This is a genomic window from Ruegeria sp. BB6 (genome assembly GCF_056539385.1).
In genome coordinates this window covers 616590-640794 of record NZ_JBQFUW010000001.1, presented here as the reverse complement: position 1 = coordinate 640794, position 24205 = coordinate 616590, and the positions used below count along the sequence as shown (strand labels likewise).

Genomic DNA, 24205 nt, shown 5'->3' with positions numbered 1-24205 from the left:
TGTTAGCATCCTGTCATTGTCAGCAGGAGACTTAACCATGCCCGCAACCGTGAAGGAAATGATGCAAGCCGCAAATGCTGTGGTCGAACGTATCGACAGGCTAAAGGCACAAGACCTGCTAGAGCAGGGCGGCCTGTTGCTTGATGTCCGAGACGCGGTGGAAGTCCAGAATACAGGTCGCGCAAGCGGGGCACATCATATTCCGCGCGGAATGCTTGAATTTCGCGCCGATGATGCGCTTCAGTCTTATGACCCCGAACTGAAAAAGGACCGCCCGATCGTACTGTATTGCGCATCAGGCGGGCGCGCAGCCCTTGCGGGAAAGCTGCTAAAGGACATGGGCTATGATCAGGTGTATAACCTTGGTGGCTTGTCCGACTGGGTGAATGCCGGGGGCAAAACCTCTGAAAGTTAGGCGCAAAGCCGTCCTTCGTTGGGCGATCTAAGCATTTAGGAAAGTTCTGACCGCAGCCTCGAATTCGCGGGGTTTTTCAGCGTGCAGCCAGTGTCCTGCTCCGGGTATTTTGGCAAAGCGCGCGGCTGGAAACAGCGTGCGAATTCTGTCTCGGTGTTCCGGAAGCACATAGTCCGAACTGCCACCCGACAAGAACAAGGTCTGCCCTGTCCAGCATGCGTTCAGTTCGGGAAAACTCATGATCTTTGGTATTTCAGACGCCAAGACATCCAGATTAAGAAGCCAGCGCTGCCCCTTGATATCTAAGGATTGTGTAAAGAAACTCTGCAGTGTTTTTTCAACACCTTGGTCCGCCAACTGCTGTTCCGCGTCCGAGCGGCGTTCGACCTTGGACAGGTCGACCGCGCGCATTGCCTCGATGAATTGGATCTGGCTATGCGTGTAGGTGACAGGAGCAATATCCGCGACCACCAGCTTGCGCACCAATTCACCATGCAACAGGGCCAGGGTCATTGCTGCTTTGCCACCCATCGAATGTCCGACGACGTCTGCCTGTCCACCGAATTGCCTGATTACCTCGGCCAGATCATCTGCCATGTGGGGATAGTCGTGCTGTTCGGTCCAAAAGCTGTTCGCGTGGTTGCGCATGTCGACGGCAACAACCTGCCGTTCATCGGACAGACGCCGGGCGATGACGCCCCAGTTCCGGGCCGAGCCGTAAAGCCCATGCGCGATAAGAAGCGGTGGGTTTTCGGTGGGTTCGCCATGTACAATCGTGTTCAGCATGACCGTGTGATACCCGCCGCGATTTGAAACGACCAGCCCCATTGTCGCATCTGTGCAGCCGGGATAGAGTGCCGCATCAGGAGACCGCCTTATGCCGAAGACCCCCGACATTCAAACTCAGATCGCGCAAACCGTGCAACTGTTGCGTGACAAGTTGGGTGTGCGCGGTAAGACGCTGACCGAGTCGGTCAGAAAGGCGAAGCGCCAGCTTCCCCGAGGCATCTACAAACAAGCGTTGCTATTGGCCCGAGCCGAGCAGATGGCCGCCCACCCCAAGCTCAGGCTGGTTCTGGACACGCCAAAGCTGGCTCAGGCATCGGAAGAAGTGCAAAAACATCTAAGCGGGATCAATCTGGCTGACCGGCGCATGGGGTGGTTTCTGGGGATGCTGAGTAGTCTGGCGTTCAACTTGCTGGTTTTGACTGTTCTGATGTTGGTATTTCTGCGGTGGCAGGGGCTGATCTGACAAAAAAACGGCGCCCTGTGGGCGCCGTTTAACTGTCTGAATTTGAACAGACTTAAAGGTTCGGATAGATCGGGAAGCGGGCGCAAAGCTCGGCCACTTCGGCCTTGACCTTGGCTTCGACTTCACCGTTTCCGTCTTCGCCATTGGCGGCCAGACCGTCGACCACTTCGATGATCCAGTCTGCGATCTGGCGGAATTCAGTCTCGCCAATGCCGCGGGTGGTTCCGGCGGGCGAGCCCAGACGGATACCGCTGGTGATAGTCGGCTTTTCCGGGTCAAACGGCACACCGTTCTTGTTGCAGGTGATATGTGCCCGGCCCAGAGCCTTTTCTGTCGCGTTGCCCTTCACACCTTTTGGCCGCAGGTCGACCAGAACGACGTGGGTGTCGGTCCCGTGGGTCACGGTATCCAGACCGCCCTTGATCAGTTGATCCGACAGTGCCTGAGCGTTGTTGACCACGTTCTGGATGTAGGTCTTGAACTCGGGGCGCAGGGCCTCTCCGAACGCAACGGCTTTGCCAGCGATGACATGCATCAGCGGTCCACCCTGAATGCCGGGGAAGATGGCCGAGTTCACCTTCTTGGCGATCGCCTCATCATTGGTCAGGATCATGCCGCCGCGCGGACCGCGCAGGGTCTTGTGCGTGGTGGTGGTCGCGACGTGCGCGTGTGGGAAGGGGCTGGGGTGCTCACCCGCCGCAACCAGACCGGCAAAATGCGCCATGTCCACGTGCAGGTAAGCGCCGACCATATCGGCAATCTCACGCATACGGGCAAAGTCGATCTGGCGCGGGATGGCCGAGCCACCGGCGATGATCAGCTTGGGCTGGTGCTCTTTCGCCAGCGACTCGACCTGATCGTAGTCCAGCATGTTGTCCTGCTGGCGCACGCCGTACTGAACGGCGTTGAACCATTTGCCCGATTGGTTGGGTTTTGCACCGTGTGTCAGGTGACCACCTGCGTCCAGGCTCATCCCCAGAATGGTGTCGCCGGGCTGGATCAGCGCCTGAAACACACCTTGGTTGGCCTGCGACCCCGAGTTAGGCTGGACGTTGGCGAACTCACAGCCGAACAGCTGCTTGGCGCGGTCAATGGCCAGATTCTCGGCGATGTCGACGAATTGGCAACCGCCATAGTAGCGACGACCCGGATAGCCTTCGGCGTATTTGTTGGTCATCACCGAGCCCTGCGCCTCCATCACGGCGGCAGAGACGATGTTTTCAGATGCGATCAGCTCGATCTCGTCGCGCTGACGGCCCAGCTCGGACGTGATCGAGCTGAACAGCTCTGGGTCACGGTCCGCAAGTGACTGGGTGAAAAATCCGGTATCACGAAGATTGGCGTTCATGGGGGCTCCACATGCTGGGGGTAATTCTTGCGGATTTCCTATCGGAAACCGATCAGGGGCAAAAGGCTTAAAGCGACGAATTGGCCTGCTGCGGCGTCAAGTCTGGCCTATCGGGGAAAGGTATGCTTGTTTCGGAACCAAATGTGCAAGACCGGAAACCGCAAAAGATGATCCAGAGAATCGCCTTTCTCGCTAGCGACGTGAAAGTGGCGCAATCCGCCCGTGACAAGCTGGTCAAGCGTTATGGAAACGCCGCGCCGCGCGATGCTGACGTCGTCGTTGCGCTGGGCGGAGATGGCTTCATGCTGCACACTCTGCACAATATGCAGCATCTCGACACGCCGGTTTACGGTATGAATCGTGGAACCATCGGTTTCTTGATGAACGAGTTTCACGAAACCGATTTGATGGACCGCCTTGCTGCTGCCGAAGAAGAGGTCATCAACCCGTTGGCCATGCGTGCAATGGACCAATCTGGCAAAATGCACGAGGCGCTGGCGATCAACGAGGTCTCGCTGCTGCGGGCCGGTCCTCAGGCCGCGCGGCTGAAGATCAGCGTAGACGGCCGCGTTCGCATGGATGAGTTGGTCTGCGACGGCGCGTTGCTGTCCACGCCTGCGGGGTCAACTGCGTATAACTATTCGGCGCACGGCCCGATTCTGCCAATCGGATCGGACGTTCTGGCTTTGACAGCGATTGCAGCATTTCGGCCCCGTCGGTGGCGCGGAGCGTTGCTGCCGAAAATCGCCAAGGTCCGGTTTGATGTGCTGGATGCGGACAAGCGGCCGGTCATGGCGGATGCGGACTCGGTGTCTTTCCCCGATATCGACTGGGTCGAGATCAGGTCGGAACCATCCATCCAACACCGTATTCTGTTCGATCCCGGTCATGGTCTCGAAGAGCGTCTTATTTCCGAACAGTTCACGTAACCCAGCGGCCAACGAAAATTTTTAGGCTTGTGTGAACCAGTTCACAGGAATTGGATTAACGCTGGTTTAATCTGAACTTGCCCGAAGAACACATCAAGGTGGGAGTGAGTGGCCGCCAACGGTGTTTTCGAAATGAATGCGCATTTTTCGCGCTGGCGGGGGTAGGTGGTGCTACGCTCGTTATCGGATCTCCGGGCATATTTTAGCAAGCGGACCCCGGGCACAAAAACCCGGGGTCTATTTCGTTCTGAGCGCTTGTTTACGCTGACGCGCTCATCTTGTCCCAAAGCGGAAGGCACATCTGGCCGACGCGCGCTTCGATCGCGGCAGCCGCGTCCACCGCCATGTCTTCGCGCCAGCGGCGGGCTGCGATCTGCACGTTGATCGGCTGCGGCCCTTGCGGAAGGTTCGCCAGATGCGCGGGGACACTGGCCGCAGGCAGGCCAAGGAAATTCATCGCATAGGAATAGACGGCACAGCCCAGAACCTCATGAACGCCTTCCGCACCTTCTGTGTCGCGGTCGGGTTTGAAGAAAGGCTGCGGCAGAAACGGAGAGAGCACCAGCGGGTAGTCCTGCAAGAAAAGCGACCATTCACGGGCGTAGTGGGTACGTTTGCCCAGCATCTCGATCAGGTCTGTTCCGGTGATTGGCGGGAATTCCTGAAAATAGACCTCAAAGATATCGCGAATGGTCTGCGATCCGGCCGCCTCGATATCGCTTTTCAACAGGGTCAGCACTTCGCCCATCAAGGCGCGATACCCGCCGCGGCCGCATTCAAATACATCCGGGGGTGCGATTTCCTCGACGTGATACCCCGCGTCTACCAGCGCGTCTCGGGCGGTGTCCAAGGCCCGGTCAACCTCGGGGTGCAGCGCGTATCCGAATGTGTCCTTTGTGAACGCGACTTTGATCGGGCCGTCGTCGGCAGGGCCGCGCCACGGCATCGGCACATGGAAGGGATCACGCGGGTCGGGCGCGATCAGGCTGGGCATCGAAAGGTGCAGATCTGCCGCCGAGCGTGTGATCAAACCTTGCACCGACATCGACTGCGCCAGCAATCCCCGTTCGGTCTTTTGGCTGGGATTCCATGCAGCCACGCGCTCGAGCCCCGGTTTCACCGTCACGGCTCCGTTTGCAGCAGCCGGAAAGCGCAGGCTGCCGCCGATGTCATTGCCGTGAGCCAGAGCACCGATTCCAGCCATCACCGCAGCCCCCGCGCCACCAGATGACCCTCCCGGCGAGATGTGGCGGCCCCACGGGTTATTCGTCCGACCGTGGAGTTCGTTGTCCGTATCCGCCCGGAATGAGAATTCTGGCGTGTTCGTGCGCCCAATGACGATGGCCCCTGCATTCTGAAGATTGCGGACAACCGGCGCATCAGCCGGAGCGATCACATCCTTCAGCGCGACAACCCCGTTCGAGGTCGCGTGCCCTTTTTGATCCACGTTGATCTTGATCGTCACGGGGACGCCGTGCAGTGGCCCAGGCTCGGCACCATTGGCCACGGCCTTGTCCAGATTTCTGGCACGGGTCAGGGCTTCGCCACTCAGATCCTCAACCACGGCATTCAGGTCCGGGTTCACCTGTTGCATTCGGTCAAGGGATGATTTCACGGCGTCTTCGGCGCTGATGTCCCCATTGCGGGTCAGGGCGGTCAGATCGGTGGCGTTCAGACGCCAGATGTCACTTGATGTCATAGGGCCTCACTGTCTTGGTCAGACAGTAGAGGCCCGGTGACGGGTTGCAAGAAAAAGCCGGGGTAGGGGGTGACGCGCCGTGCCCCTCAGCCCGATTACTGGGCGTAACCGATGGTTTTCAGCGCGTCCGTAATCTCATCCAGAATGGCGGGATCGTCGATTGTTGCAGGCATCTTGTAGTCCTTGCTGTCCGCGATCGACACCATCGTTCCGCGCAGGATTTTGCCCGAACGTGTCTTGGGCAGGCGATCCACGACCACGGCCTGTTTGAACGCCGCAACCGGGCCGATCTTTTCGCGGACCAGTTTGACCACGTCCTGTACAACCTCTGCATGGTCGCGTTCGCACCCGGCATTCAGGCACAGGAACCCGACGGGCATTTGCCCCTTCAGCTGATCGGTGACACCAATGACCGCGCACTCGGCCACATCGGGGTGGGCGGCCAGAACCTCCTCCATCCCGCCGGTGGACAGGCGGTGACCGGCGACGTTGATCACGTCATCGGTGCGCGCCATGATGTAGAGGTATCCGTCCTCATCAATCATGCCCGCATCACCGGTTTCATAGTAGCCGGGGAATTGGTTGAGGTATGAGCTTTGGAACCTGTCCTGCGCATTCCACAGCGTCGGCAGAGTGCCGGGGGGCAGGGGCAGCTTGACCGCGATCGCGCCCAGCTCACCGGGTTTCATCGGGTGACCGCCTTCATCCAGAATTTGAACATCGTAGCCCGGCATTGGTTTCGCCGGAGAGCCCAGCTTGACCGGTAGTTCCTCGATCCCTATCGGGTTGCCAGCGATGGTCCACCCGGTCTCGGTCTGCCACCAGTGGTCGATGACTGGAACCTTCAGGGCGTCCTGCGCCCATTCGATCGTGTCGGGGTCCGCGCGTTCACCTGCAAGGAACAGCGCGCGCAGGCTGGACAAGTCGTATTTCGAGATCAGCTCACCCTTGGGGTCTTCGCGCTTGACCGCACGGATGGCGGTTGGGGCGGTGAAAAAGCTCTTGACCTTGTGCTCAGCTATCACGCGCCAGAATGTCCCCGCATCCGGGGTGCCGACTGGCTTGCCCTCGAACACGATGGTCGTGTTGCCGTGGATCAGCGGGGCGTAGCAGATGTAGGAATGTCCCACGACCCAACCGACGTCGGACGCTGCCCAAAACACGTCGCCGGGATCGACGTCGTAGATATTCTTCATCGTCCAGTTCAGGGCGACCAGATGACCGGCCGTCGGACGCACAACACCTTTGGGCAAACCCGTGGTGCCCGATGTGTACAGAATATATGCCGGATCATTGCCCTCTACCGGGACGCATTCCGCGGGTTCGACGCCGTATTGAAAGCCGTGCCAGTTGAAATCTCGCCCCTCAATCAGTTGCGCCACTTCCTGTTCGCGTTGAAAAATCACACAGAAGTCGGGTTTGTGGCTGGCCAGATCAATGGCGCCGTCCAGAAGGGGTTTGTAATGCACGACGCGCCCCGGCTCGATCCCGCAAGAGGCCGCGATGATTGCCTTGGGCTTGGCGTCATCGATCCGCACAGCCAGTTCATTGCTTGCAAACCCGCCAAACACCACGGAGTGCACGGCACCCAGACGGGCGCAGGCCAGCATTGCCTCCAGCGCTTCGGGGATCATCGGCATATAGATGATCACCCGGTCACCTTTTTCGATGCCCTTGGCCCGCAAAGCGCCCGCAAGGGTCGCCACACGATTGCGGAGCTCGACATAGGAAATCTCGCGCTTGGTGTGAGTGATCGGGCTGTCGTAGATGATCGCGGTCTGCTCGCCCCGGCCATTTTCGACATGCCGGTCCACCGCGTTCCAGCAGGTGTTCACCTTGGCGTCGGAAAACCACTCATACAGAGGGGCTTTGTCGTCAAACAGAGCTTTGGTTGGCGGCTGGACCCAGTCTATCCCTTTGGCGGCTTCCATCCAGAATGCCTCTGGATCGGATTTCCAGCTATCGTAAACGTCCTGATATGCCACTGTGGTCTCCTCCGAAAATTCCCTGCGCTGTTGTTAGGGCTGCAAAGAGCACCGCACAAGCGACCGCTGTGACGGGGCGTCACTTTACCGCAAAATATTTGCAGACAGGACCATTTTCGATTGCAAATTTTTGCAAATCCACTGTGTTCGATGGATTTGAAGGTGTGGCGATGCCACATTTGCAAATCTGCAAATAGCTGCGTGCAAACAACGGCAGAATCAGGCCGGACATCCAAAAGGATGCCCGGCGCTGTCTTACCCGTAATGCGCGACCGGAGTGCCCGCGATGGCCGCCATGTTCAGCAACCCGCGCGCCGTTATCGAGGGCGTCACGATATGCGCCTTATTGCCCATCCCCATAAGGATCGGACCGACCTCAAGCCCGTCGGCCTTCATCTTGAGGATATTGCGGACCCCGCTGGCTGCGTCTGCATGGGCAAAAATCAGTACGTTGGCCGCCCCCTCTAGGCGCGAGTTCGGAAAGATCCGCGAACGCAGTTCGGGATCCAGTGCCACGTCCAAATTCATCTCACCTTCGTAGGTAAAGTCGCGAGGTTCCGAATCGAGAATGTCCAACGCAGCGCGCAGGCGCTTGCCCGACCCTTCCGCCTGGTTGCCGAACTGAGATTGCGAGCAAAACGCGATCTTAGGTTCAATCCCAAACCGCCGCACATGGCGCGCTGCCCCAAGGGTGGCTTCGGCCAATTCCTCTGGTGTGGGCAGTTGCCGCACATGCGTATCGGCAATGAACAACGGGCCGTCCTCAAGGATCATCAGCGACAGAGCTCCGTGCGGTCTCAGATCGCCGTCACCCAGCACTTGTTCGACATAGTTCAGGTGCCATCGGTATTCGCCGAACGTGCCGCAGATCATGCTGTCCGCTTCACCCCGATGAACCATGATCGCGCCAATCGCCGTGCTGTTTGTCCGCATGATCGCCTTGGCAAGGTCTGGCGTCACACCCCGGCGCTGCATGAGATCGTGGTATGAATTCCAGTAGTCATAATAGCGAGGGTCGTTCTCTGGGTTCACGATCTGCAAGTCCTCGCCAGGACGCACGGTCAGGCCCAGACGCTCGCATCGCGCGGCGATGACGTCAGGGCGTCCGATCAGGATCGGAGTCTCTGTCGTTTCCTCAAGGATGGCCTGAGCGGCACGCAGGACACGTTCATCCTCGCCCTCGGCAAATACGATGCGGCGGGACGCAGCGGCGGCGGCCTCAAAGACGGGTCGCATGATGAGGGCGGACTTGAAGACGGTCTGGTTCAGCCGCTCTTTATATACCTCGATATCTTCGATGGGGCGCTTGGCGACCCCACTCTCCATCGCGGCCTTGGCGACAGACGAGGACACAACGCCAACCAGTCGGGGATCAAACGGTTTGGGGATCAGATAATCTGGCCCGAAGGTCAGTTGTTCACCCTTGTACGCAGCGGCTGCTTCGGCGCTGGTGGTGGCGCGGGCCATCTCGGCAATTCCGTCCACACAAGCGATCTGCATTTCATCGTTGATCTCGGTCGCACCAACGTCCAGAGCGCCGCGGAAGATGAATGGGAAACACAGGACGTTGTTGACCTGATTGGGGAAATCGCTGCGGCCGGTGGCAATGATTGCATCGGGGGCAACCTCGCGGGCTGCATCGGGCAGAATCTCGGGCGTGGGGTTGGCCAGCGCGAAAATGATCGGACGGCTGGCCATTTTTGCCACCATTTCAGGTTTCAGCACGTTTGGTCCGCTGAGGCCCAGGAACAGGTCAGCTTCACCAATCACGTCATCCAGCGTGCGCAGGTCGGATTTCTGCGCGAACTGGTCCTTGTGCGGGTTCATATCCTCGGAGCGGCCCTCGTAGACCAGCCCGTGAATGTCGCACAGCCAGATATTCTCGCGCTTGACGCCCAGCTTGACCAACATGCTGAGACAGGCAATCCCCGCCGCTCCGCCGCCGGTTGAGACCACCTTGATGTCCTCGAATTTCTTGTCAGCCACGTGCAGGGCGTTCTTGGCGGCGGCCCCGACAACGATGGCAGTACCGTGCTGGTCGTCGTGGAAAACAGGGATATTCATCCGTTCCCGGCACAGCTTTTCAACAATGAAACAGTCCGGTGCCTTGATGTCTTCCAGATTGATCGCGCCAAAGGTCGGTTCCAGCGCGCAGACGATATCGGCCAGCTTTTCAGGGTCAGGCTGATCCACCTCGATGTCGAAACAGTCAATCCCCGCGAATTTCTTGAACAGGACGGCCTTGCCTTCCATCACGGGTTTGGAAGCCAACGCCCCGATATCGCCCAGCCCTAGAACGGCCGTGCCATTGGATACCACCGCCACAAGATTTCCACGAGCCGTATAGAGCTCGGCATTTTCCGCGTCTGCCTTGATTTCAAGGCTGGCCTCGGCCACGCCGGGCGAGTAGGCACGCGCCAGATCGCGGCCGTTGGCCATAGGTTTGGTCGCTTTGATCTCTAGCTTTCCGGGTTTCGGATGGGCATGATAATCAAGCGCGGCCTGCCGCAGGCTAGGTGTGTCAGACATCGGCGATTCATCTCCCTTCCGAAATTTGGTTGAGGGTTAAACTATTTTTTCCGGCTTGGCTACGTTGCGTCAATCTGCAACAGTTTTGAAACCTTGTATTGCCCGCTTGGTTGAAATCCGTCGCAAAGTGGTTACGTTCCGGCATCTGCGAAATCGTCGCAATCCTGTCTGGCACCAAAGGACACCCATGAGCTATAAAGACGAGTTTCAGGCCGGGAACGTTTTTCCTACGGAAAAAGTGTTCCTCGGTTCCGGGTGGATTGCGTTTCGGGCTGCGTTGGCTTTGGGCGCTGTTTTGCTCGGTGTCGCCGCCCTTTGGCCCGTCCAGAGTTCTACGCTCAATCAGGAAGGCGGCTTGATCGAGACTTTGTCCGCGGCGGCGCTTTTTTCTGCGGGTCTTGCTGCGTTCTACCGCTTTCCCGGTATCAAGCGGATGTATATCGGGCTGGTCTGCCTGCTATTGGCAGAAAGAGAACTGGATGCCGACATATACCCCGTAGGCAGTATGCCGTTTGAGGTTCTGACCGGTCTGGATGCCGCGCTTGATATGACCGCCGTCAGAATAGCGTTGGGTTTGATCGTTCTGGGTGGGTTGGTCTGGCATGGCATACCAAACGCGTTTCGTGCTGCTAGGGGTCGCGCGCCGTTTCTTGTGATTTTCGTGTTGGCGGGCACCTGTGCAGTCGTCGCCCAAGGGCTTGAGGAAGTATCTTTCCTCTACCGTGAGGTGTTTTCCGGCATCATGATGGTGCGTTTTTTCGTGCTTGAAGAAATGCTCGAGATGTTCTTTTCGATTGGCATTTTGGCCTCCGTTCTGATCGGATGGCCCAAAGCTGAAATCGATGGGACATTGAATGACGGACAGCCCCAACCAGACCCGCGCTGAATTTCGACTGCCGACGCAGGAACTGCGCGACGACATTCCCTTTTTTACCAAGGTTCTGGGTATGCGGATGGATATGATCTATCCCGCTGATGATCCGCGTGTCGCAGTGTTTTCAGGGCACGGGCTGCGACTTCGGATTGAAAAGGATGCACCGGAAAGTCCGGGGACACTGCGTATTCTGACCGATGATCCTGACGGGTTTGCCGGTGGTCAGCGCTCATTGATCGCCCCGAATGGTACGCGGGTCGAGATCGAACAACTCAACCCTCCGATGGTGATGCCGGATACGGTTCATTCGTTTGTGGTGCGGCGGCTCAAGGATCAGGCGCCGTGGATTGTTGGGCGCGCCGGGATGCATTACCGCGATCTGGTGCCCGACCGCTTGGGCGGGTCGATCATCGCCAGCCATATCCGGATACCGGATGGCGGACCGGTGCCGGACATGGTGCATTTCCACAAGGTCGGGTTTCAGTTGATCTTTTGCATCCTCGGCTGGGTGGACGTGGTTTACGAGGATCAGGGCGACAAGATGCGACTGACAGCCGGCGATTGCTTTATCCAGCCGCCGGAAATTCGTCATCGCGTGCTTGAAGCATCAGACAACGTACAAGTGATCGAGATAGGTGTGCCAGCCGAGCACGTCACCGAGATTGACCACGACATGACACTCCCCACCGCGCACCACCGACCAGACCGGGAATGGCAGGGCCAGAAGTTCGTCTTTAACCGGGCCGAGGGTGCAGAATGGGGGGCGTTCCGGCTGCCCGGTTATGTTTGCCGGGATACCACGATTGCCGAAAACACCAAGGGTGTGGCCGGGGTGCAGGTGGTGCGCAAAGGGCAGGGTGAGCCGGCATGGGCAGCGCATGATACCGACATCCACTTTACCTTCGTCATGAACGGCGAAGTGACGCTTGAGGGCGAAGGGCGCGATCCGTACCGGTTGGAGCAGGGGGACGCTTTTGTCATCCCGCCCGGCATGCGCACCCGATTGGCCGACCCGTCGGACGACGTCGAACTGTTGGAGGTCACGCTGCCGGGTGTCTTTAACACGGTGCTGGACTAACCGATTTGGTTCAGGAAATCTGTGCTTGGGGCTTCAATTCCCCGAGTGCATTCCTTTAGGGTATTACTTTCTGACCAGATGATCAAAAATTGGGGATTCGCCATGACATTGAAAGACGCAGCACTTTCGGTTCGGGAAAACGCATACGCGCCCTATTCCAACTTTAAGGTCGGCGCGGCGATCCGGTCGGCCTCGGGTCAGGTATATGCCGGGTGCAATGTCGAAAACGTGGCCTACCCCGAAGGCACCTGTGCCGAAGCCGGAGCGATCGCTGCCATGGTCGCCGCGGGTGAGCAGGGCTTGACCGAAGTGTATGTGGTGGCCTCGTCCCCTCAGCCTGTGCCGCCTTGCGGGGGATGCAGGCAAAAGCTGGCTGAGTTCGGTAAGCGAGACGTTAAGGTGACATTGGCCAGCGTGGACGGCGCGGAATTGGTGACAACGATCGGTGACCTTTTGCCCGGCGCGTTCGACGCATCGCATATGGAGGATGTCTGATCGCATGGACGCCCGTTCGATTATCGCAAAGTTGCGCCGGTCTGAGGTTCCAACGGCTGCCGAGTTGAACTGGTTTGCGCAGGGACTTGCGGATGGCGGGGTCAGTGACGCGCAGGCCGGAGCCTTTGCAATGGCTGTCTGCATGGGTGGGCTAGGCGCGCAGGGACGGGCCGATCTGACCGTCGCGATGCGCGACAGCGGTGAGGTTCTGACGTGGGACGTTGACGGCCCGGTGATCGATAAACACTCGACCGGTGGCGTGGGCGACAGCGTCAGTCTGGTGCTGGCCCCGGCGCTGGCAGAATTGGGCGCTTATGTTCCCATGATCTCTGGCCGTGGGCTGGGCCATACCGGAGGAACGCTGGACAAGCTCGAAGCCATCCCCGGTGTTTCCACGCAGATCGGGCAAGACCGACTGGCCCAGATATTGCGCGATGAGGGGGCGGCCATCGTCGGCGCGACGGGGCAGATCGCACCGGCGGACAAGCGGCTTTACGCGATCCGGGATGTTACCGCGACGGTAGAAAGCCTTGATCTGATCACCGCTTCGATCCTGTCCAAGAAACTGGCGGCCAGCCCGGACGCTCTGGTTCTGGACGTCAAGGTTGGCAGCGGCGCGTTCATGAAAACGCATGAGGACGCGCGCAATCTGGCGAAGGCATTGACCGAGACAGCCAATGTTGCCGGGTGCCGGACATCGGCCGTGATCACCGATATGAACCAGCCCTTGGCCCCGGCACTGGGGAACGCGTTGGAAATCTGCGAGGTCATGAAGGTTCTGACCGGTGGGCAAAATGCACCTCTGGCCGAGATATCGGCAGAACTGGGCGGTGTTCTGCTGGTCGATGCCGGAATGGTCTCAACGCTGGATGAAGGGCGCGACAAGGTCGCCGAGGTCATCCGCAATGGCCGCGCCGCGGAACGGTTCGGGCGCATGATGGCTGCCGTTGGCGGCCCGTTGCACTTTGTCGAAAACTGGTCGCGGTATTTGCCCGAAGCCAGCGTTATTCTTGAGGTTCCGGCACCTTCCAGCGGATATGTGACCGCAATGGATGGTGAGGCGCTGGGCCTTGCCGTTGTTGCGCTAGGCGGTGGCCGACAGGTCGAGGATGACGTGATCGACCCGGCCGTTGGCATTTCCGATATCGTCCGGTTGGGCGACAAGATTGACAAGGGCGCGCCCCTGGCCGTGATCCACGCCGCCCGTGAGGATGCGGCGCGTCAGGCCGCACTATCGGTCTTGCACGCCATCAGCCTTGGCCCTGAAAGCCCGTCGCTTTCGGGTATCGTGCACGAAAGGATCACAGCATGAGCCGTGCATTTCTGGTCGTCATGGACTCGGTTGGCATCGGTGGCGCACCGGACGCGGATCGGTTCTTTAACGGTGACGTGCCGGATATAGGGGCTAACACGCTGGCCCATATTGCGCAGGCCTGCGCCGAGGGTCGGGCCGAAGAAGGGCGGTCTGGGCCGCTGCGCTTGCCGAATTTAGATGCGTTGGGGCTGGGGGCGGCCACTCGGCTGGCCTCTGGCGCAGATACGCCTGGGTTGCAGGCCGAACCAATCGGTCTTTGGGGCTGCGCGCGCGAGCATTCGCGGGGCAAGGACACACCGTCAGGGCACTGGGAATTGGCAGGTCTGCCCGTCCCTTGGGACTGGCACTATTTCCCCGATACAACCCCCAGTTTTCCCGATGATCTGAGCCATGCTGCCGCACAAGCGGCTGGAACAGAAGGGATTTTGGGCGATTGCCATGCCTCGGGCACAGCGATCATCGCGGAATTGGGGGCCGAGCATATGCGAACGGGTTGGCCCATCTGCTATACGTCGGCAGACAGCGTCTTTCAGATCGCCGCCCATGAAGAAAGTTTTGGTCTTGAGCGTCTTTTGGACATGTGCCGTGCGCTTGCCCCTCGGCTGCACGAAATGAAGGTTGGGCGGGTGATCGCCCGTCCTTTCATCGGCTCACCGGACACGGGCTTTACGCGCACAACCAACCGCAAGGACTTTGCCATCCTACCGCCTGCGCCGGTTCTGACGAACTGGGTTCAGGACGCGGGGCGGCGGGTGCACGCGGTGGGCAAGATCGGCGACATCTTCTCGATGCAGGGGATTGATACGCTGCGCAAGGGCTCGGATGCGGAACTGATGGGGCACCTGTCCGATCTGGTGGACGAAGCCGAAGAGGGCAGCCTGACCTTTGCCAATTTCGTCGAGTTTGACAGCCTTTATGGTCACCGCCGGGATATCAGCGGCTATGCCCGTGCGTTGGAATGGTTTGATCGTGAGATCGGCGCCCTTCTTTCGCGCCTGCGTCCCGGAGATATGATGCTGTTGACCGCAGATCACGGAAATGATCCAAGCTGGATCGGAACGGACCACACGCGTGAACAAGTGCCGGTGTTGATCGCCGGACTGGGCGCGGGTGAAATCGGAGCCGTCGATTTCGCTGATATCGCCGCAAGCATTGCGACCCATTTGAACATTCCGGCCCAAGGGCCGGGACGGAGTTTTCTATGACCGTAGCAGACCTGCCTAAGATCGAACTGCATCTGCATCACGAAGGCGCGGCACCACCCGCCTTTATCCGCCAGTTGGCCCATGAAAAACGCATCGACCTGAGTGGGATTTTCAAGCCGGACGGCAGCTATGATTTCCGCGATTTCGCTCATTTCCTCAGCGTGTATGAGGCCGCCTGCGAAGTGCTGAAATCGCCCGAGGATTTTCGACGGCTTACGCTGGCGATCCTTGAAGAAAGTGCGGCGAACGGTGTGGTCTATTCGGAAACCTTCCTCAGCCCCGATTTCTGTGGCGGCGGTGATCTGCACGCGTGGCGCGACTACCTGAATGCCATTCAGGACGCGGCTGATGAGGCCGAACGGAAATACGATATCACTCTGCGCGGTGTCGTCACTTGTGTGCGTCATTTCGGGGCGGAACAGGCCAAGGTCAGCGCCCGGTGCGCTGCGGAAACTGCGGGGCACTGGATCACCGGCTTTGGAATGGGCGGCAACGAATCCGTTGGAACGCAGGGAGATTACAAGTGGGCCTTTGACTGCGCGCGCGAAGCCGGGTTGCGCCTGACCACTCATGCGGGTGAATTCGGCGGCCCTGAAAGCGTTAGGGACGCCATTCGCGAACTGGGCGTAGAGCGTGTCGGCCATGGGGTTCGCGCGCACGAAGACCCCGATCTTGTCCACGAACTGGTGGATCGCGAGGTGACGCTTGAGGTCTGCCCCGGCTCGAACGTGGTTCTGGGGCTTTTCCCCGAGTTTTCGGCCCACCCAATCGCAAATCTGCGGGACGCTGGTGTTAAAGTGACGGTTTCAACCGACGATCCCCCGTTTTTCCATACCACAATGCGACGGGAATATGAGATGCTGGCCAAAGCCTTCGGCTGGACAGCCGACGATTTTGCAGCCCTGAATGAAACGGCCCTGACAGCGGCCTTTTGCGATGAAGAGACCCGCGCGCGGGTAAAAAAAAGACTGGAGAGATCATGAGCGAACACCTGACCGTCGTCGACCACCCGCTGGTTCAGCACAAACTGACGCTCATGCGGGACAAGGGCACATCGACCGCCGTTTTCCGTCAGCTACTGCGCGAGATTACGCTGCTGCTGGCCTATGAGATCACGCGCGAGATGCCCCTGACCACCCGGCATATCGAAACCCCGATGGAGGAGATGGACGCCCCGATACTGGCAGGTAAGAAACTGGCGCTGGTGTCCATTCTGCGGGCTGGCAACGGGATGCTGGATGGTGTGCTGGAACTGGTCCCCTCGGCCCGCGTGGGGTTTGTGGGGCTGTACAGGGATGAAGAAACGCTGAAACCTGTTCAGTACTACTTCAAAGCGCCCGAAGGATTGAAAGACCGCCTTGTCATCGCCGTCGATCCGATGCTGGCCACGGGCAACAGCTCGGCCGCAGCGATCGACCTGCTGAAAGAGGCGGGCGCCACCGATATCCGGTTCCTGTGCTTGTTGGCGGCCCCCGAAGGTGTTGCGCGTATGAAAGAGGCGCACCCCGATGTTCATATCGTGACCGCCTCGCTGGATCGCGAACTGAACTCCAAAGGCTATATCATGCCGGGTCTCGGTGACGCCGGGGACCGGATGTTCGGCACCAAATAAGCGATCTACTCTCCGCAGATGTTCTGAAGCCGGACCCAATCGCGGTCCAGCAGCACCTGTTGCAAAGGTCGTCCCGCCATCGGGTCGGCCTCGATCAAGCCAAGAACAGTCTCGCCTGTCACGTCCATTGCATAGGCATACGGGGTCGAGGGAAGGGCGACTTGCGCGAAAAGCTCAAGCAGGTCGTCGTCGGGCAATGTCGGGCGCGGCTCTGACAAGACTTGCTCGGTATAGGTATCGACGATCTCGGGTGTCAGCTCTCCGGTCGTGAGCAGACGAAAGGCAGAGCGTGCTCCGGTTCGGTCCAGAAGATCGTCCAGTGGATCCTGCGCCGCGGCCTGCGCGCGCTCGGCGATGATATAGCCTGCCGCGACCGAGGGGTCTTCGTGGTCTTCGACCAATGACCGGTTCAGAAGGATGATCCCTCCGGGCAGGCTGAGGCTGCTTTGCACGCCCGCTGGCAGGATAACAACGCTGCGAACCCCCGTCCGCTCTGCCAATCGGTCCAGTGCGTCCTGTGCATCCGCTGAGGTGCAAGCCTGCCCAGATACCCTTTCGATCCGGCTCAGGATGGCGTCGCCGATGTCCTGCCTTTTGATCTCTGGCACCACAGACACAACGTGGTTTTGCAAGGCCGCCGGCACCCATAGCAGCAAAAGCGCAAGAACTGCCCCGACAACGCCCGCAACGCTCAGCCAGCGCAGCCGACCCGGATGTGGCCGCGCGCGGTCGATTGCGCGTTGCAGGCGGTCGATGGCTTCGATCATCGTGGTTTCGGATTCCGCCAGTTCCAGCGTTTCTTCCGGGTCACCGTCGGGGTTGAATATCGCGGGAAAGCTGCCGGGATTCTGCCGCTCTAGTGCGGCCAGTGACCAATGTGTCAGGGCGCGGTCATTGAAATCCGAAATCGTCAGGGTTGCTTCGCCAATCGAAACCACGACCTCGCGCCGTTGCACATCAGGCGAGGGACGCCACAGACCGGTGGCTTCGATCCGTTGGTACTGTTTCAATGCCGTCATCAAGGTGAGGTCTGCTCGTTTTTTTATTTGAACTTAGTTTAGCACGCTAAAATCCAATGGCGCAAACCTGTTGCACGTCAATCGGGAATTGTGCTGGATATCACGACGCGCGGGGAAAACTTCGCGGTCGGGATCAGTGTCAGGGCGGCAGATGCAGTCAGAAGCGCAGACATCACCAATACTCGCGTCGATACTGATGATCAGCGCCATGGCGATTATCGGGGTGATCGATAATGTGGTTGTTTTGTTGGCCGAAACGATCGGATTGTGGCAGTTCCACCTAAGCCGTTCTTTGCTGATGTTGCCGCTGATTGCCGGGCTGTCGCTGATGGGGCTGGGCAACTTGCGCCCGAAACGGCTGGGGCCGGTTGTTCTGCGCAGTGTTCTGATCACCCTGGCCATGTTGTTCTACTTTTCGTCATTGGCGCTGATGCCGATTGCCCAGGCGCTGGCGGGATTGTTCACGTCACCGATCTTCGTGCTTTTGATCTCGGCCCTGTGGCTGAAACAGACCATCGGGCCGTGGCGCATCTTTGCGGTCATCCTTGGGTTTTGCGGTATCTTATGCGTCTTGCAGCCGAATCCGTATGAGTTTGACACGTTGAGCTTACTGCCTGTTGCAGGGGGCTTGTTCTATGCCCTGAGCGCCATAATCACGCGCAGCCATTGCTCTGAGGAAAGTACTGTTTCGCTATTGGCGGCCATGGTCATCACCTTGGGGATGGCCGGGGCAATCGGGCTTGTAGTCCTGTCCGTTTTTCCGCTGGAGTCTGCCGCCGGAGCGCAAGGCTTTGCGACCCGCGGGTGGGAATCCAATATGATGCCTGCTGTCCCTTGGATTTTGTTGCAGGCCGGAGGGTCAACGATTGCCGTTTTTATGCTGATCAAGTCATACCAGATTGGCGAGCCGTCATATGTCGCGGTCTTTGAATACTCGGTTATGGTTTTTGGACCGCTTTTTGCATGGGTCGCCTTCGGCCAAACAATCGGAATGTTGCAGACGGTGGGAATTGGTCTGATCGCCACGGCTGGGGCATTGTTGGGGTGGCGCGCCTCGCGCGAAGCAGCGCGAAAGGTGTCAGCGTGATTATTTCGCGGGGGCGGCGCTATGTTTTCGTCCACATTCCCAAAACGGGGGGGACATCGCTTTCACTGGCGCTGGAACAGCGTGCGATGAAAGATGACATTTTGTTGGGGGACACACCCAAAGCCAAGAGGCGTCGCAAGCGGGCCAAGTCGCTTAGTGCCCGAGGACGGCTGTGGAAACACTCGACACTCGCGGATATCGATGGTGTTCTCACAGCCGACGAGTTGAAGGATATGTTTACCTTCACGCTGGTACGCAATCCTTGGGACCGAATGGTCAGCTATTTCCACTGGTTGCAGGATCAGGATTTTGACCATCCTGCGGTCTCGCTGGCCAAGGCACCGCCTTTTGAAGACTTCGTCTTGCACCCCGCAACATTGCGATCATTTCAAAAGCATCCAGCGCGCCAATATATGACCACGGCACAGGGGCGGGAGTGTTGCCGGGCCTACATTCGGCTGGAACATTTTGAGCAGGATGCAGAACCGCTATTTGCGCATCTTGGATTTCGGTTCGATCTGCCGCGCCTGAACCCGTCTCTGCGTTCCGAAGGGTACAGGCAATATTACTCAGACCGCACCACGTCGGCTATTACGCGTGCATGCGCAGAAGATATCGACCGGTTTGGGTACCAGTTCGACCCGTCGTCCTGATCGTGAATTCAAACAATATTTGAGAGGGTTGCGCGGTGAAGCTCAGCAACAAGATAGGTGCGGGCTTCACAGAAATTGGAAAGCTGGCGCATAGGGTCATGCGCCAGCTTTTTTCGTTTAGGCAGCTTTGGCTTCGGGGTCGAAGCGGCCATAGAAGGTCTGGCCTTTTTCGGCCATCTCACGCAGCAGCGGCGGGCAAGCGAAACGCTCGCCATATTTGGCGGCCAGCTGGTCGCAGCGCTCGGCGGCGTAAGGCGTGCCGATGATGTCAACCCAGCTAAGCGGGCCACCGGACCACGGCGCAAAGCCCCAGGCCAGGATCGCGCCCACATCGGCTTCGCGGATGTCTTCCACCACGCCTTCTTCCAGCGCGCGGACGGCTTCCAGAACCTGCGCGAACATCAGACGTTCCTGAACCTCGATCAGGTCGGGCTGCTCGTCGGCCAGCGGATACTTCTCCTGTAGACCTTTCCAATAGCCCAGGCGCTTGCCCTTTTCGTCATAGTCGAAGAAACCAGCGTTGGCCTTGCGACCCAGACGGCCCTGTTCTTCCATCCAGAAAATCAGGTCATCTGCCGAGCTTTCGGGATAAGCATCACCCATCGCGGCCTTGGTCGCCCGGGCAATCTTGGCACCCAGATCAATCGAGGTCTCGTCCGTCAGGTTGATCGGACCCACCGGGAAGCCCAGTTGACGGGCCGCGTTGTCGATCAGAACGGCGCTGACGCCTTCGGTGATCATCCGCGCGCCTTCGTTGACGTAAGGAATGATGCAGCGGTTGCAGTAGAAGAACCGCGCGTCATTGACCACGATCGGCGTCTTGCGGATCTGGCGCACATAGTCCAGCGCCTTGGCGACCGCGCGATCCCCGGTTTCCTTGCCCTTGATGATCTCGACAAGGAACATCTTCTCGACCGGCGAGAAGAAGTGGATGCCGATGAACTGCTCAGGCCGCACGCTGGCCTTGGCCAGATCGGTGATCGGCAGGGTCGACGTGTTCGACGCAAAGATGCAATCCTCGGGGATGATCGCCTCGACCTTCTTGGTCATCTCGGCCTTGACACCCGGATCCTCGAAGACGGCCTCGATGATCAGATCACAGCCTTGCAGTTGCTCAAGCTCGGGCGTCGCGGTGATGCGGCCCAGCATGGCTTCTTTCTTTTCGGCCGTGACCTTGCCACGCTTCATACCTTTGTCCAGATACGCTTCGGTGTAGGCTTTGCCCTTGTCGGCGGCAGCCTGATCACGGTCGATCAGCACAACCTCCATCCCGGCCTGCGCCGAAACCAGAGCGATACCGGCACCCATCATGCCTGCGCCCAGAACGCCGATCTTCTTGACCGACTGATCCGGAATACCCGCAGGACGCACAGCGCCTTTTTCCAGAGCTTCTTTGTTAAGGAACAACGAGCGGATCATCGCGCCCGATGACGGGTTCAACAGGACGGTTGTGAACCAGCGGGCTTCGATGCGAATGGCGGTGTCGAAGTCAACCAGCGCGCCTTCGTAGACCGCGCTTAGCAGAGCCTTGGCCGCAGGGAAGGCGCCTTGGGTCTTGCCGTGCACCATCGCGGCGGCACCGACGAAGTTCGGGAAACCAGCCGGGCTGAACGGAGCGCCACCGGGCATCTTGTACCCCTTGGCATCCCAAGGTTTGACCAGGTCGGCGTCCTTCGCGTTCAGAACCCACTCTTTGGCTGCGGCCATCGGATCGGCTGCGATCTCGTCGACATAGCCGGCACCCTTGGCTTTCTTGACGTCCAGCAGCTTACCTTCCAGCAGCAAAGGTGCAGCAGCAATCGCGCCAACCTTGCGGACCATCCGGGTTGTACCGCCCGCGCCGGGGAAGATACCGATCAGAATTTCGGGCAGACCGTATTTGGCCTTGGGGTTTTCGCCCGCAAAGATACGGTGTGTGGACAGGGGCAGCTCCATGCCGATCCCTGCGGCAGTGCCGGGCAGAACGGTCGCAATCGGCTTGCCGCCCTTTTTGGTTTTGGGGTCCATGCCTGCCAGTTCGATTTTGCGCAGCAGGGCGTGAATGTTCATCGTGCCCTCGAACAGACCCTTGGCTGGATCATCACCGGCCTGTTCTTTCATGACGGCCAGCAGGTTCAGGTCCATTCCGCCGGCGAAAGAGCCTTCTTTGCCGCTTGTGATGATGACGCCCTTGATCTCGTCATCGGCCAATGCCTGATCGATGCAGTCGTTCAATTGCGACAGCCCGTCATAGGACATCACGTTCATTGATTTACGGGGAACATCCCAGGTGATTGTTGCGACGCCATCTGCGTCTTTGCTGAGCGTAAACTCGGTCATCCGTCGTCTCCAATCTGGTCAGCCGTCAGGGGGCTGCCGTCTTTACGGGTGAAGGAAAATCCGTTCTCGTCATCCTTCACCATCATGTCGATATCGCTGTAATAGCCGGTCTCGGTCGGGGTCCGCGTGCCCACCACCAAAAAGGTCGCGGGCGCATCGGTATTATTCACAAGTTGGTGTCCGTTAGGCTCACCAGACGGGAAAGCGGCGCAGTCGCCGGGCTGCATCTCATGCTCACCATCGTCGTCGATCAGGGTGCAGGTGCCGGTTAGCACAATGGCGAACTCGTCCTGCTCCATGTGGTAGTGACGCAACGAGGATTGCCCCGCCGGTTCCAACCGCACGATGTTGACCCCGTATTGGGTAAGCCCGCCCGCATCACCGATGCGCTGTACGAAACGACCTGCGGTCGCCTCGGCCAGCTTGCCGGGATAGGCCGAGCCGCCCTGAAACGGGATCTGAGTGAGATCCAGCTTGGGCATTACGCCCGCTCGATGATCGTGGCCGCACCCATGCCGGAAGCCACACACAGGGTCGCCAGACCGGTTTCCTTGTCTTGGCGTTCCAGCTCGTCCAGCAGGGTGCCGATGATGATCGCACCGGTTGCGCCCAGCGGGTGACCCATCGCGATCGAGCCGCCATTGACGTTGACCAGCTCGGGATCGACATCAAACGCCTGCTGGAAGCGCAGAACCACCGAGGCGAAGGCTTCGTTGACTTCAAACAGATCCATGTCAGAGATCGCCATGCCGGTGTCGGCCAGGATTTTCTCGGTGACGGGCACGGGGCCGGTCAGCATGATGGTCGGGTCCAGACCGATCTTGGCGGTGCCTTTGATGCGTGCGCGCGGCTTGATGCCGTGCTTTTCACCAAATTCCTTGTTGCCGATCAGAACAGCCGCAGCCCCGTCCACGATGCCCGAGCTGTTGCCCGCGTGGTGGATGTGGTTGATCTTTTCCAGGTGCGGGTATTTCAGCAGTGCGACCTTGTCGAAACCGGGCATCTGTTCGCCCATCATCTGGAAGGCGGGGTTCAGGCTGCCGAGGCTTTGCATGTCGGTGCCGGGGCGCATGTACTCGTCGCGGTCCAGAATGGTCAGGCCGTTGCGGTCCTTGACCGAGATGACCGATTTCTCGAACCGGTTTTCTTCCCATGCCTGCGCTGCACGACGCTGCGATTCCATCGCCAGCTGGTCGGCCTGATCACGGGTAAAGCCGTATTCGGTCGCGATAATGTCCGAGGAAATCCCCTGCGGCACGAAATAGGTGTCCATTGCCACCGAAGGATCAACAGCGATCGCAGCGCCGTCCGAACCCATTGCCACGCGGCCCATCATCTCGACGCCACCAGCGATATAGCCGTCACCGGCACCACCTTTGACCTGGTTGGCGGCCAGGTTTACGGCCTCCATGCCCGAGGCGCAGAAACGGTTGATCGACAGGCCGGGGATACGCTCGTCCAGGTCCGAGGCCAGAACCGAAGTACGGGCCAGACAGCCGCCTTGTTCCATTACTTGCGTGGCGTTGCCCCAGATCACGTCCTCGACGGCGTGCCCTTCGAGGTTGTTCCGCTCTTTCATTGCGTTCAGGGCAACGGCCGACAGGCGCACCGAGGTCACCTCGTGCAGGCTGCCATCCTTGCGGCCCTTGCCGCGCGGGGTGCGCAGGGCGTCATAGATATAAGCTTCGGTCATGAGTAGCTCTCCTTAAGCTCGATCCGGCGCATTGCCGGGCATCAGGTCATAGGGGTGTTTCCAGCCGGGTTGTTCGGATAGCCGAGTCAACCAAGCGTCGATGTGGGGCCATTCGGCTCGGTCAAAGCCAAAGGGTTCGGGGTAATAAAGATAGCCGCAGCAACTGAAATCGGCGTTGGTCGGGGCGTTGCCCACGATCCAGTCGCGGCCGTCCAGATGCGCGTTCAGAACTTGGTAGGCGGCCTTCAGGCGACCCTGATTAAATGCAATGACATCTGCATTGCGGTGTTCTTCAGGCAGAAAATTCATCAGGAAACGGGTCATTCCTGCCATCGAACTTAGCTTGTGGTTGTCCCAAAGCACCCAGCGCAGAACTTCGTATTTCTCCTCATGGGAGGTGCCGCCGAACTTGCCGGTTTTTTCGGTGATATAGGCTTGGATCGCACCAGATTGGCTTGTGCGAAAATCGCCGTCGATCAAGACCGGCGCTTCGCCCATCTCATTGACGTTCTGACGATATTCAGCAGACCGAGTCTCACCCTTGAAGAAATCGACTTTGACCGGTTCCCAATTCAGGCCGGACAATTCTAGCGCCAGAGCAGCTTTGTAAGAGTTGCCGCTTTCGCCGAAACAATACAGTTTTATGGTCATTGCGGCGCCCCTCCCGTGGCGTGTTGCCGACTGTGAATCATGCGTCT

Annotated in this window: 22 protein-coding genes; 12 read left to right on the top strand and 10 right to left on the bottom strand. The window is 59.1% G+C overall.

All coding sequences use genetic code 11. The features are described from left to right. The first annotated feature begins 37 nt into the window (after window positions 1–37). On the top strand, window positions 38–415 hold the full coding sequence (locus ACR0B7_RS03120) for a rhodanese-like domain-containing protein (protein ID WP_480680880.1): 378 nt from the start codon (window positions 38–40) through the stop codon (window positions 413–415). 27 nt (window positions 416–442) lie between these two features. Here the strand turns inward: ACR0B7_RS03120 and ACR0B7_RS03115 are convergent, their stop codons facing one another. After that, window positions 443–1243: an alpha/beta fold hydrolase gene (locus ACR0B7_RS03115; protein WP_480680983.1), complete on the bottom strand. Its 801-nt coding sequence runs from the start codon at window positions 1241–1243 to the stop codon at window positions 443–445. A 49-nt stretch (window positions 1244–1292) separates the two neighbouring features. Between ACR0B7_RS03115 and ACR0B7_RS03110 the strand changes: the two genes are divergently transcribed. Further along, entirely contained in the window at window positions 1293–1667 is a 375-nt protein-coding gene (locus ACR0B7_RS03110) for a hypothetical protein (RefSeq protein WP_170484706.1), read from the top strand. Between the two features lie 52 nt (window positions 1668–1719). Here ACR0B7_RS03110 and glyA read toward each other — a convergent pair whose 3' ends face one another. Beyond that, window positions 1720–3015, bottom strand: a complete 1296-nt coding sequence (gene glyA / locus ACR0B7_RS03105; protein ID WP_170484708.1) for a serine hydroxymethyltransferase — start codon at window positions 3013–3015, stop codon at window positions 1720–1722. 167 nt (window positions 3016–3182) lie between these two features. On the opposite strand from glyA, the gene ACR0B7_RS03100 reads away from it, so the two are divergent. Further along, on the top strand, window positions 3183–3944 hold the full coding sequence (locus tag ACR0B7_RS03100; protein WP_170382295.1) for an NAD kinase: 762 nt from the start codon (window positions 3183–3185) through the stop codon (window positions 3942–3944). A gap of 259 nt (window positions 3945–4203) precedes the next feature. On the opposite strand, the gene ACR0B7_RS03095 is transcribed toward ACR0B7_RS03100, so the two are convergent. The 3 genes from ACR0B7_RS03095 to ACR0B7_RS03085 form a co-directional block, all read right to left on the bottom strand. Further along, a complete protein-coding gene (locus tag ACR0B7_RS03095; RefSeq protein ID WP_170570223.1) occupies window positions 4204–5643 on the bottom strand; it encodes an amidase family protein in 1440 nt (479 codons plus the stop codon). 95 nt (window positions 5644–5738) lie between these two features. Beyond that, complete coding sequence (gene prpE, locus ACR0B7_RS03090; protein WP_170417671.1) at window positions 5739–7628, bottom strand: propionate-CoA ligase PrpE; 1890 nt, start codon at window positions 7626–7628, stop codon at window positions 5739–5741. Between the two features lie 255 nt (window positions 7629–7883). Next, window positions 7884–10157, bottom strand: a complete 2274-nt coding sequence (locus ACR0B7_RS03085) for an NADP-dependent malic enzyme (RefSeq protein ID WP_170484712.1) — start codon at window positions 10155–10157, stop codon at window positions 7884–7886. 187 nt (window positions 10158–10344) lie between these two features. Here ACR0B7_RS03085 and ACR0B7_RS03080 point away from each other — a divergent pair, with 187 nt between their 5' ends. The 7 genes from ACR0B7_RS03080 to upp all read left to right on the top strand — a co-directional run bounded on the left by ACR0B7_RS03080 (window position 10345) and on the right by upp (window position 16736). Then, a complete protein-coding gene (locus tag ACR0B7_RS03080) occupies window positions 10345–11043 on the top strand; it encodes a hypothetical protein (RefSeq protein ID WP_170570225.1) in 699 nt (232 codons plus the stop codon). Continuing rightward, complete coding sequence (locus ACR0B7_RS03075) at window positions 11012–12109, top strand: cupin domain-containing protein (RefSeq protein WP_480680876.1); 1098 nt, start codon at window positions 11012–11014, stop codon at window positions 12107–12109. Before ACR0B7_RS03080 ends, ACR0B7_RS03075 begins: the two co-directional genes overlap by 32 nt. A gap of 102 nt (window positions 12110–12211) precedes the next feature. Next, window positions 12212–12604 carry a cytidine deaminase gene (locus ACR0B7_RS03070; protein ID WP_170382307.1) on the top strand — a complete coding sequence of 131 codons (393 nt, stop codon included), beginning with the start codon at window positions 12212–12214 and terminating at the stop codon, window positions 12602–12604. A 4-nt stretch (window positions 12605–12608) separates the two neighbouring features. Further along, on the top strand, window positions 12609–13916 hold the full coding sequence (locus ACR0B7_RS03065) for a thymidine phosphorylase (protein ID WP_170484718.1): 1308 nt from the start codon (window positions 12609–12611) through the stop codon (window positions 13914–13916). Beyond that, window positions 13913–15124: a phosphopentomutase gene (locus tag ACR0B7_RS03060; protein WP_170484720.1), complete on the top strand. Its 1212-nt coding sequence runs from the start codon at window positions 13913–13915 to the stop codon at window positions 15122–15124. The genes ACR0B7_RS03065 and ACR0B7_RS03060 overlap by 4 nt, the downstream gene beginning before the upstream one ends. Beyond that, on the top strand, window positions 15121–16107 hold the full coding sequence (locus ACR0B7_RS03055) for an adenosine deaminase (protein WP_170484722.1): 987 nt from the start codon (window positions 15121–15123) through the stop codon (window positions 16105–16107). The genes ACR0B7_RS03060 and ACR0B7_RS03055 overlap by 4 nt, the downstream gene beginning before the upstream one ends. Continuing rightward, window positions 16104–16736, top strand: a complete 633-nt coding sequence (gene upp, locus ACR0B7_RS03050) for a uracil phosphoribosyltransferase (protein WP_170382313.1) — start codon at window positions 16104–16106, stop codon at window positions 16734–16736. Before ACR0B7_RS03055 ends, upp begins: the two co-directional genes overlap by 4 nt. A gap of 5 nt (window positions 16737–16741) precedes the next feature. Here the strand turns inward: upp and ACR0B7_RS03045 are convergent, their stop codons facing one another. Further along, complete coding sequence (locus ACR0B7_RS03045) at window positions 16742–17755, bottom strand: hypothetical protein (protein ID WP_170484724.1); 1014 nt, start codon at window positions 17753–17755, stop codon at window positions 16742–16744. A gap of 151 nt (window positions 17756–17906) precedes the next feature. Between ACR0B7_RS03045 and ACR0B7_RS03040 the strand changes: the two genes are divergently transcribed. Both ACR0B7_RS03040 and ACR0B7_RS03035 read left to right on the top strand, forming a co-directional pair. After that, complete coding sequence (locus ACR0B7_RS03040) at window positions 17907–18842, top strand: DMT family transporter (RefSeq protein ID WP_170484726.1); 936 nt, start codon at window positions 17907–17909, stop codon at window positions 18840–18842. Beyond that, window positions 18839–19495, top strand: a complete 657-nt coding sequence (locus ACR0B7_RS03035) for a sulfotransferase family 2 domain-containing protein (protein ID WP_170484728.1) — start codon at window positions 18839–18841, stop codon at window positions 19493–19495. The genes ACR0B7_RS03040 and ACR0B7_RS03035 overlap by 4 nt, the downstream gene beginning before the upstream one ends. Window positions 19496–19612: 117 nt before the next feature. Here the strand turns inward: ACR0B7_RS03035 and ACR0B7_RS03030 are convergent, their stop codons facing one another. From ACR0B7_RS03030 to ACR0B7_RS03015, 4 genes are read right to left on the bottom strand one after another with little or no spacing between them, the layout of a single operon-like run. Further along, complete coding sequence (locus ACR0B7_RS03030; protein ID WP_170484730.1) at window positions 19613–21814, bottom strand: 3-hydroxyacyl-CoA dehydrogenase NAD-binding domain-containing protein; 2202 nt, start codon at window positions 21812–21814, stop codon at window positions 19613–19615. Then, the gene (locus ACR0B7_RS03025) at window positions 21811–22296 is read right to left on the bottom strand and encodes a cupin domain-containing protein (RefSeq protein ID WP_170484733.1); all 486 of its coding nucleotides are present in this window, start codon (window positions 22294–22296) and stop codon (window positions 21811–21813) included. The genes ACR0B7_RS03030 and ACR0B7_RS03025 overlap by 4 nt, the downstream gene beginning before the upstream one ends. After that, window positions 22296–23507 carry an acetyl-CoA C-acetyltransferase gene (locus ACR0B7_RS03020; RefSeq protein WP_170484735.1) on the bottom strand — a complete coding sequence of 404 codons (1212 nt, stop codon included), beginning with the start codon at window positions 23505–23507 and terminating at the stop codon, window positions 22296–22298. Before ACR0B7_RS03020 ends, ACR0B7_RS03025 begins: the two co-directional genes overlap by 1 nt. 12 nt (window positions 23508–23519) lie before the next feature. Then, a complete protein-coding gene (locus ACR0B7_RS03015) occupies window positions 23520–24158 on the bottom strand; it encodes a glutathione S-transferase family protein (RefSeq protein WP_170576681.1) in 639 nt (212 codons plus the stop codon). Window positions 24159–24205: the final 47 nt, after the last annotated feature.

Bases quoted from the DNA above. Each gene is read 5' to 3' on its own strand.
- upp (WP_170382313.1), top strand. From the start codon at position 16,104: ATGAGCGAACACCTGACCGTCGTCGACCACCCGCTGGTTCAGCACAAA.
- ACR0B7_RS03110 (WP_170484706.1), top strand. From the start codon at position 1,293: ATGCCGAAGACCCCCGACATTCAAACTCAGATCGCGCAAACCGTGCAA.
- ACR0B7_RS03060 (WP_170484720.1), top strand. From the start codon at position 13,913: ATGAGCCGTGCATTTCTGGTCGTCATGGACTCGGTTGGCATCGGTGGC.
- ACR0B7_RS03065 (WP_170484718.1), top strand. From the start codon at position 12,609: ATGGACGCCCGTTCGATTATCGCAAAGTTGCGCCGGTCTGAGGTTCCA.
- ACR0B7_RS03030 (WP_170484730.1), bottom strand. From the start codon at position 21,814: ATGACCGAGTTTACGCTCAGCAAAGACGCAGATGGCGTCGCAACAATC.
- ACR0B7_RS03095 (WP_170570223.1), bottom strand. From the start codon at position 5,643: ATGACATCAAGTGACATCTGGCGTCTGAACGCCACCGATCTGACCGCC.
- ACR0B7_RS03025 (WP_170484733.1), bottom strand. From the start codon at position 22,296: ATGCCCAAGCTGGATCTCACTCAGATCCCGTTTCAGGGCGGCTCGGCC.
- ACR0B7_RS03115 (WP_480680983.1), bottom strand. From the start codon at position 1,243: ATGGGGCTGGTCGTTTCAAATCGCGGCGGGTATCACACGGTCATGCTG.
- ACR0B7_RS03080 (WP_170570225.1), top strand. From the start codon at position 10,345: ATGAGCTATAAAGACGAGTTTCAGGCCGGGAACGTTTTTCCTACGGAA.
- ACR0B7_RS03075 (WP_480680876.1), top strand. From the start codon at position 11,012: ATGACGGACAGCCCCAACCAGACCCGCGCTGAATTTCGACTGCCGACG.
- ACR0B7_RS03045 (WP_170484724.1), bottom strand. From the start codon at position 17,755: ATGACGGCATTGAAACAGTACCAACGGATCGAAGCCACCGGTCTGTGG.
- ACR0B7_RS03100 (WP_170382295.1), top strand. From the start codon at position 3,183: ATGATCCAGAGAATCGCCTTTCTCGCTAGCGACGTGAAAGTGGCGCAA.
- ACR0B7_RS03120 (WP_480680880.1), top strand. From the start codon at position 38: ATGCCCGCAACCGTGAAGGAAATGATGCAAGCCGCAAATGCTGTGGTC.
- ACR0B7_RS03015 (WP_170576681.1), bottom strand. From the start codon at position 24,158: ATGACCATAAAACTGTATTGTTTCGGCGAAAGCGGCAACTCTTACAAA.
- ACR0B7_RS03070 (WP_170382307.1), top strand. From the start codon at position 12,212: ATGACATTGAAAGACGCAGCACTTTCGGTTCGGGAAAACGCATACGCG.
- ACR0B7_RS03085 (WP_170484712.1), bottom strand. From the start codon at position 10,157: ATGTCTGACACACCTAGCCTGCGGCAGGCCGCGCTTGATTATCATGCC.
- glyA (WP_170484708.1), bottom strand. From the start codon at position 3,015: ATGAACGCCAATCTTCGTGATACCGGATTTTTCACCCAGTCACTTGCG.
- ACR0B7_RS03040 (WP_170484726.1), top strand. From the start codon at position 17,907: ATGCAGTCAGAAGCGCAGACATCACCAATACTCGCGTCGATACTGATG.
- ACR0B7_RS03055 (WP_170484722.1), top strand. From the start codon at position 15,121: ATGACCGTAGCAGACCTGCCTAAGATCGAACTGCATCTGCATCACGAA.
- ACR0B7_RS03020 (WP_170484735.1), bottom strand. From the start codon at position 23,507: ATGACCGAAGCTTATATCTATGACGCCCTGCGCACCCCGCGCGGCAAG.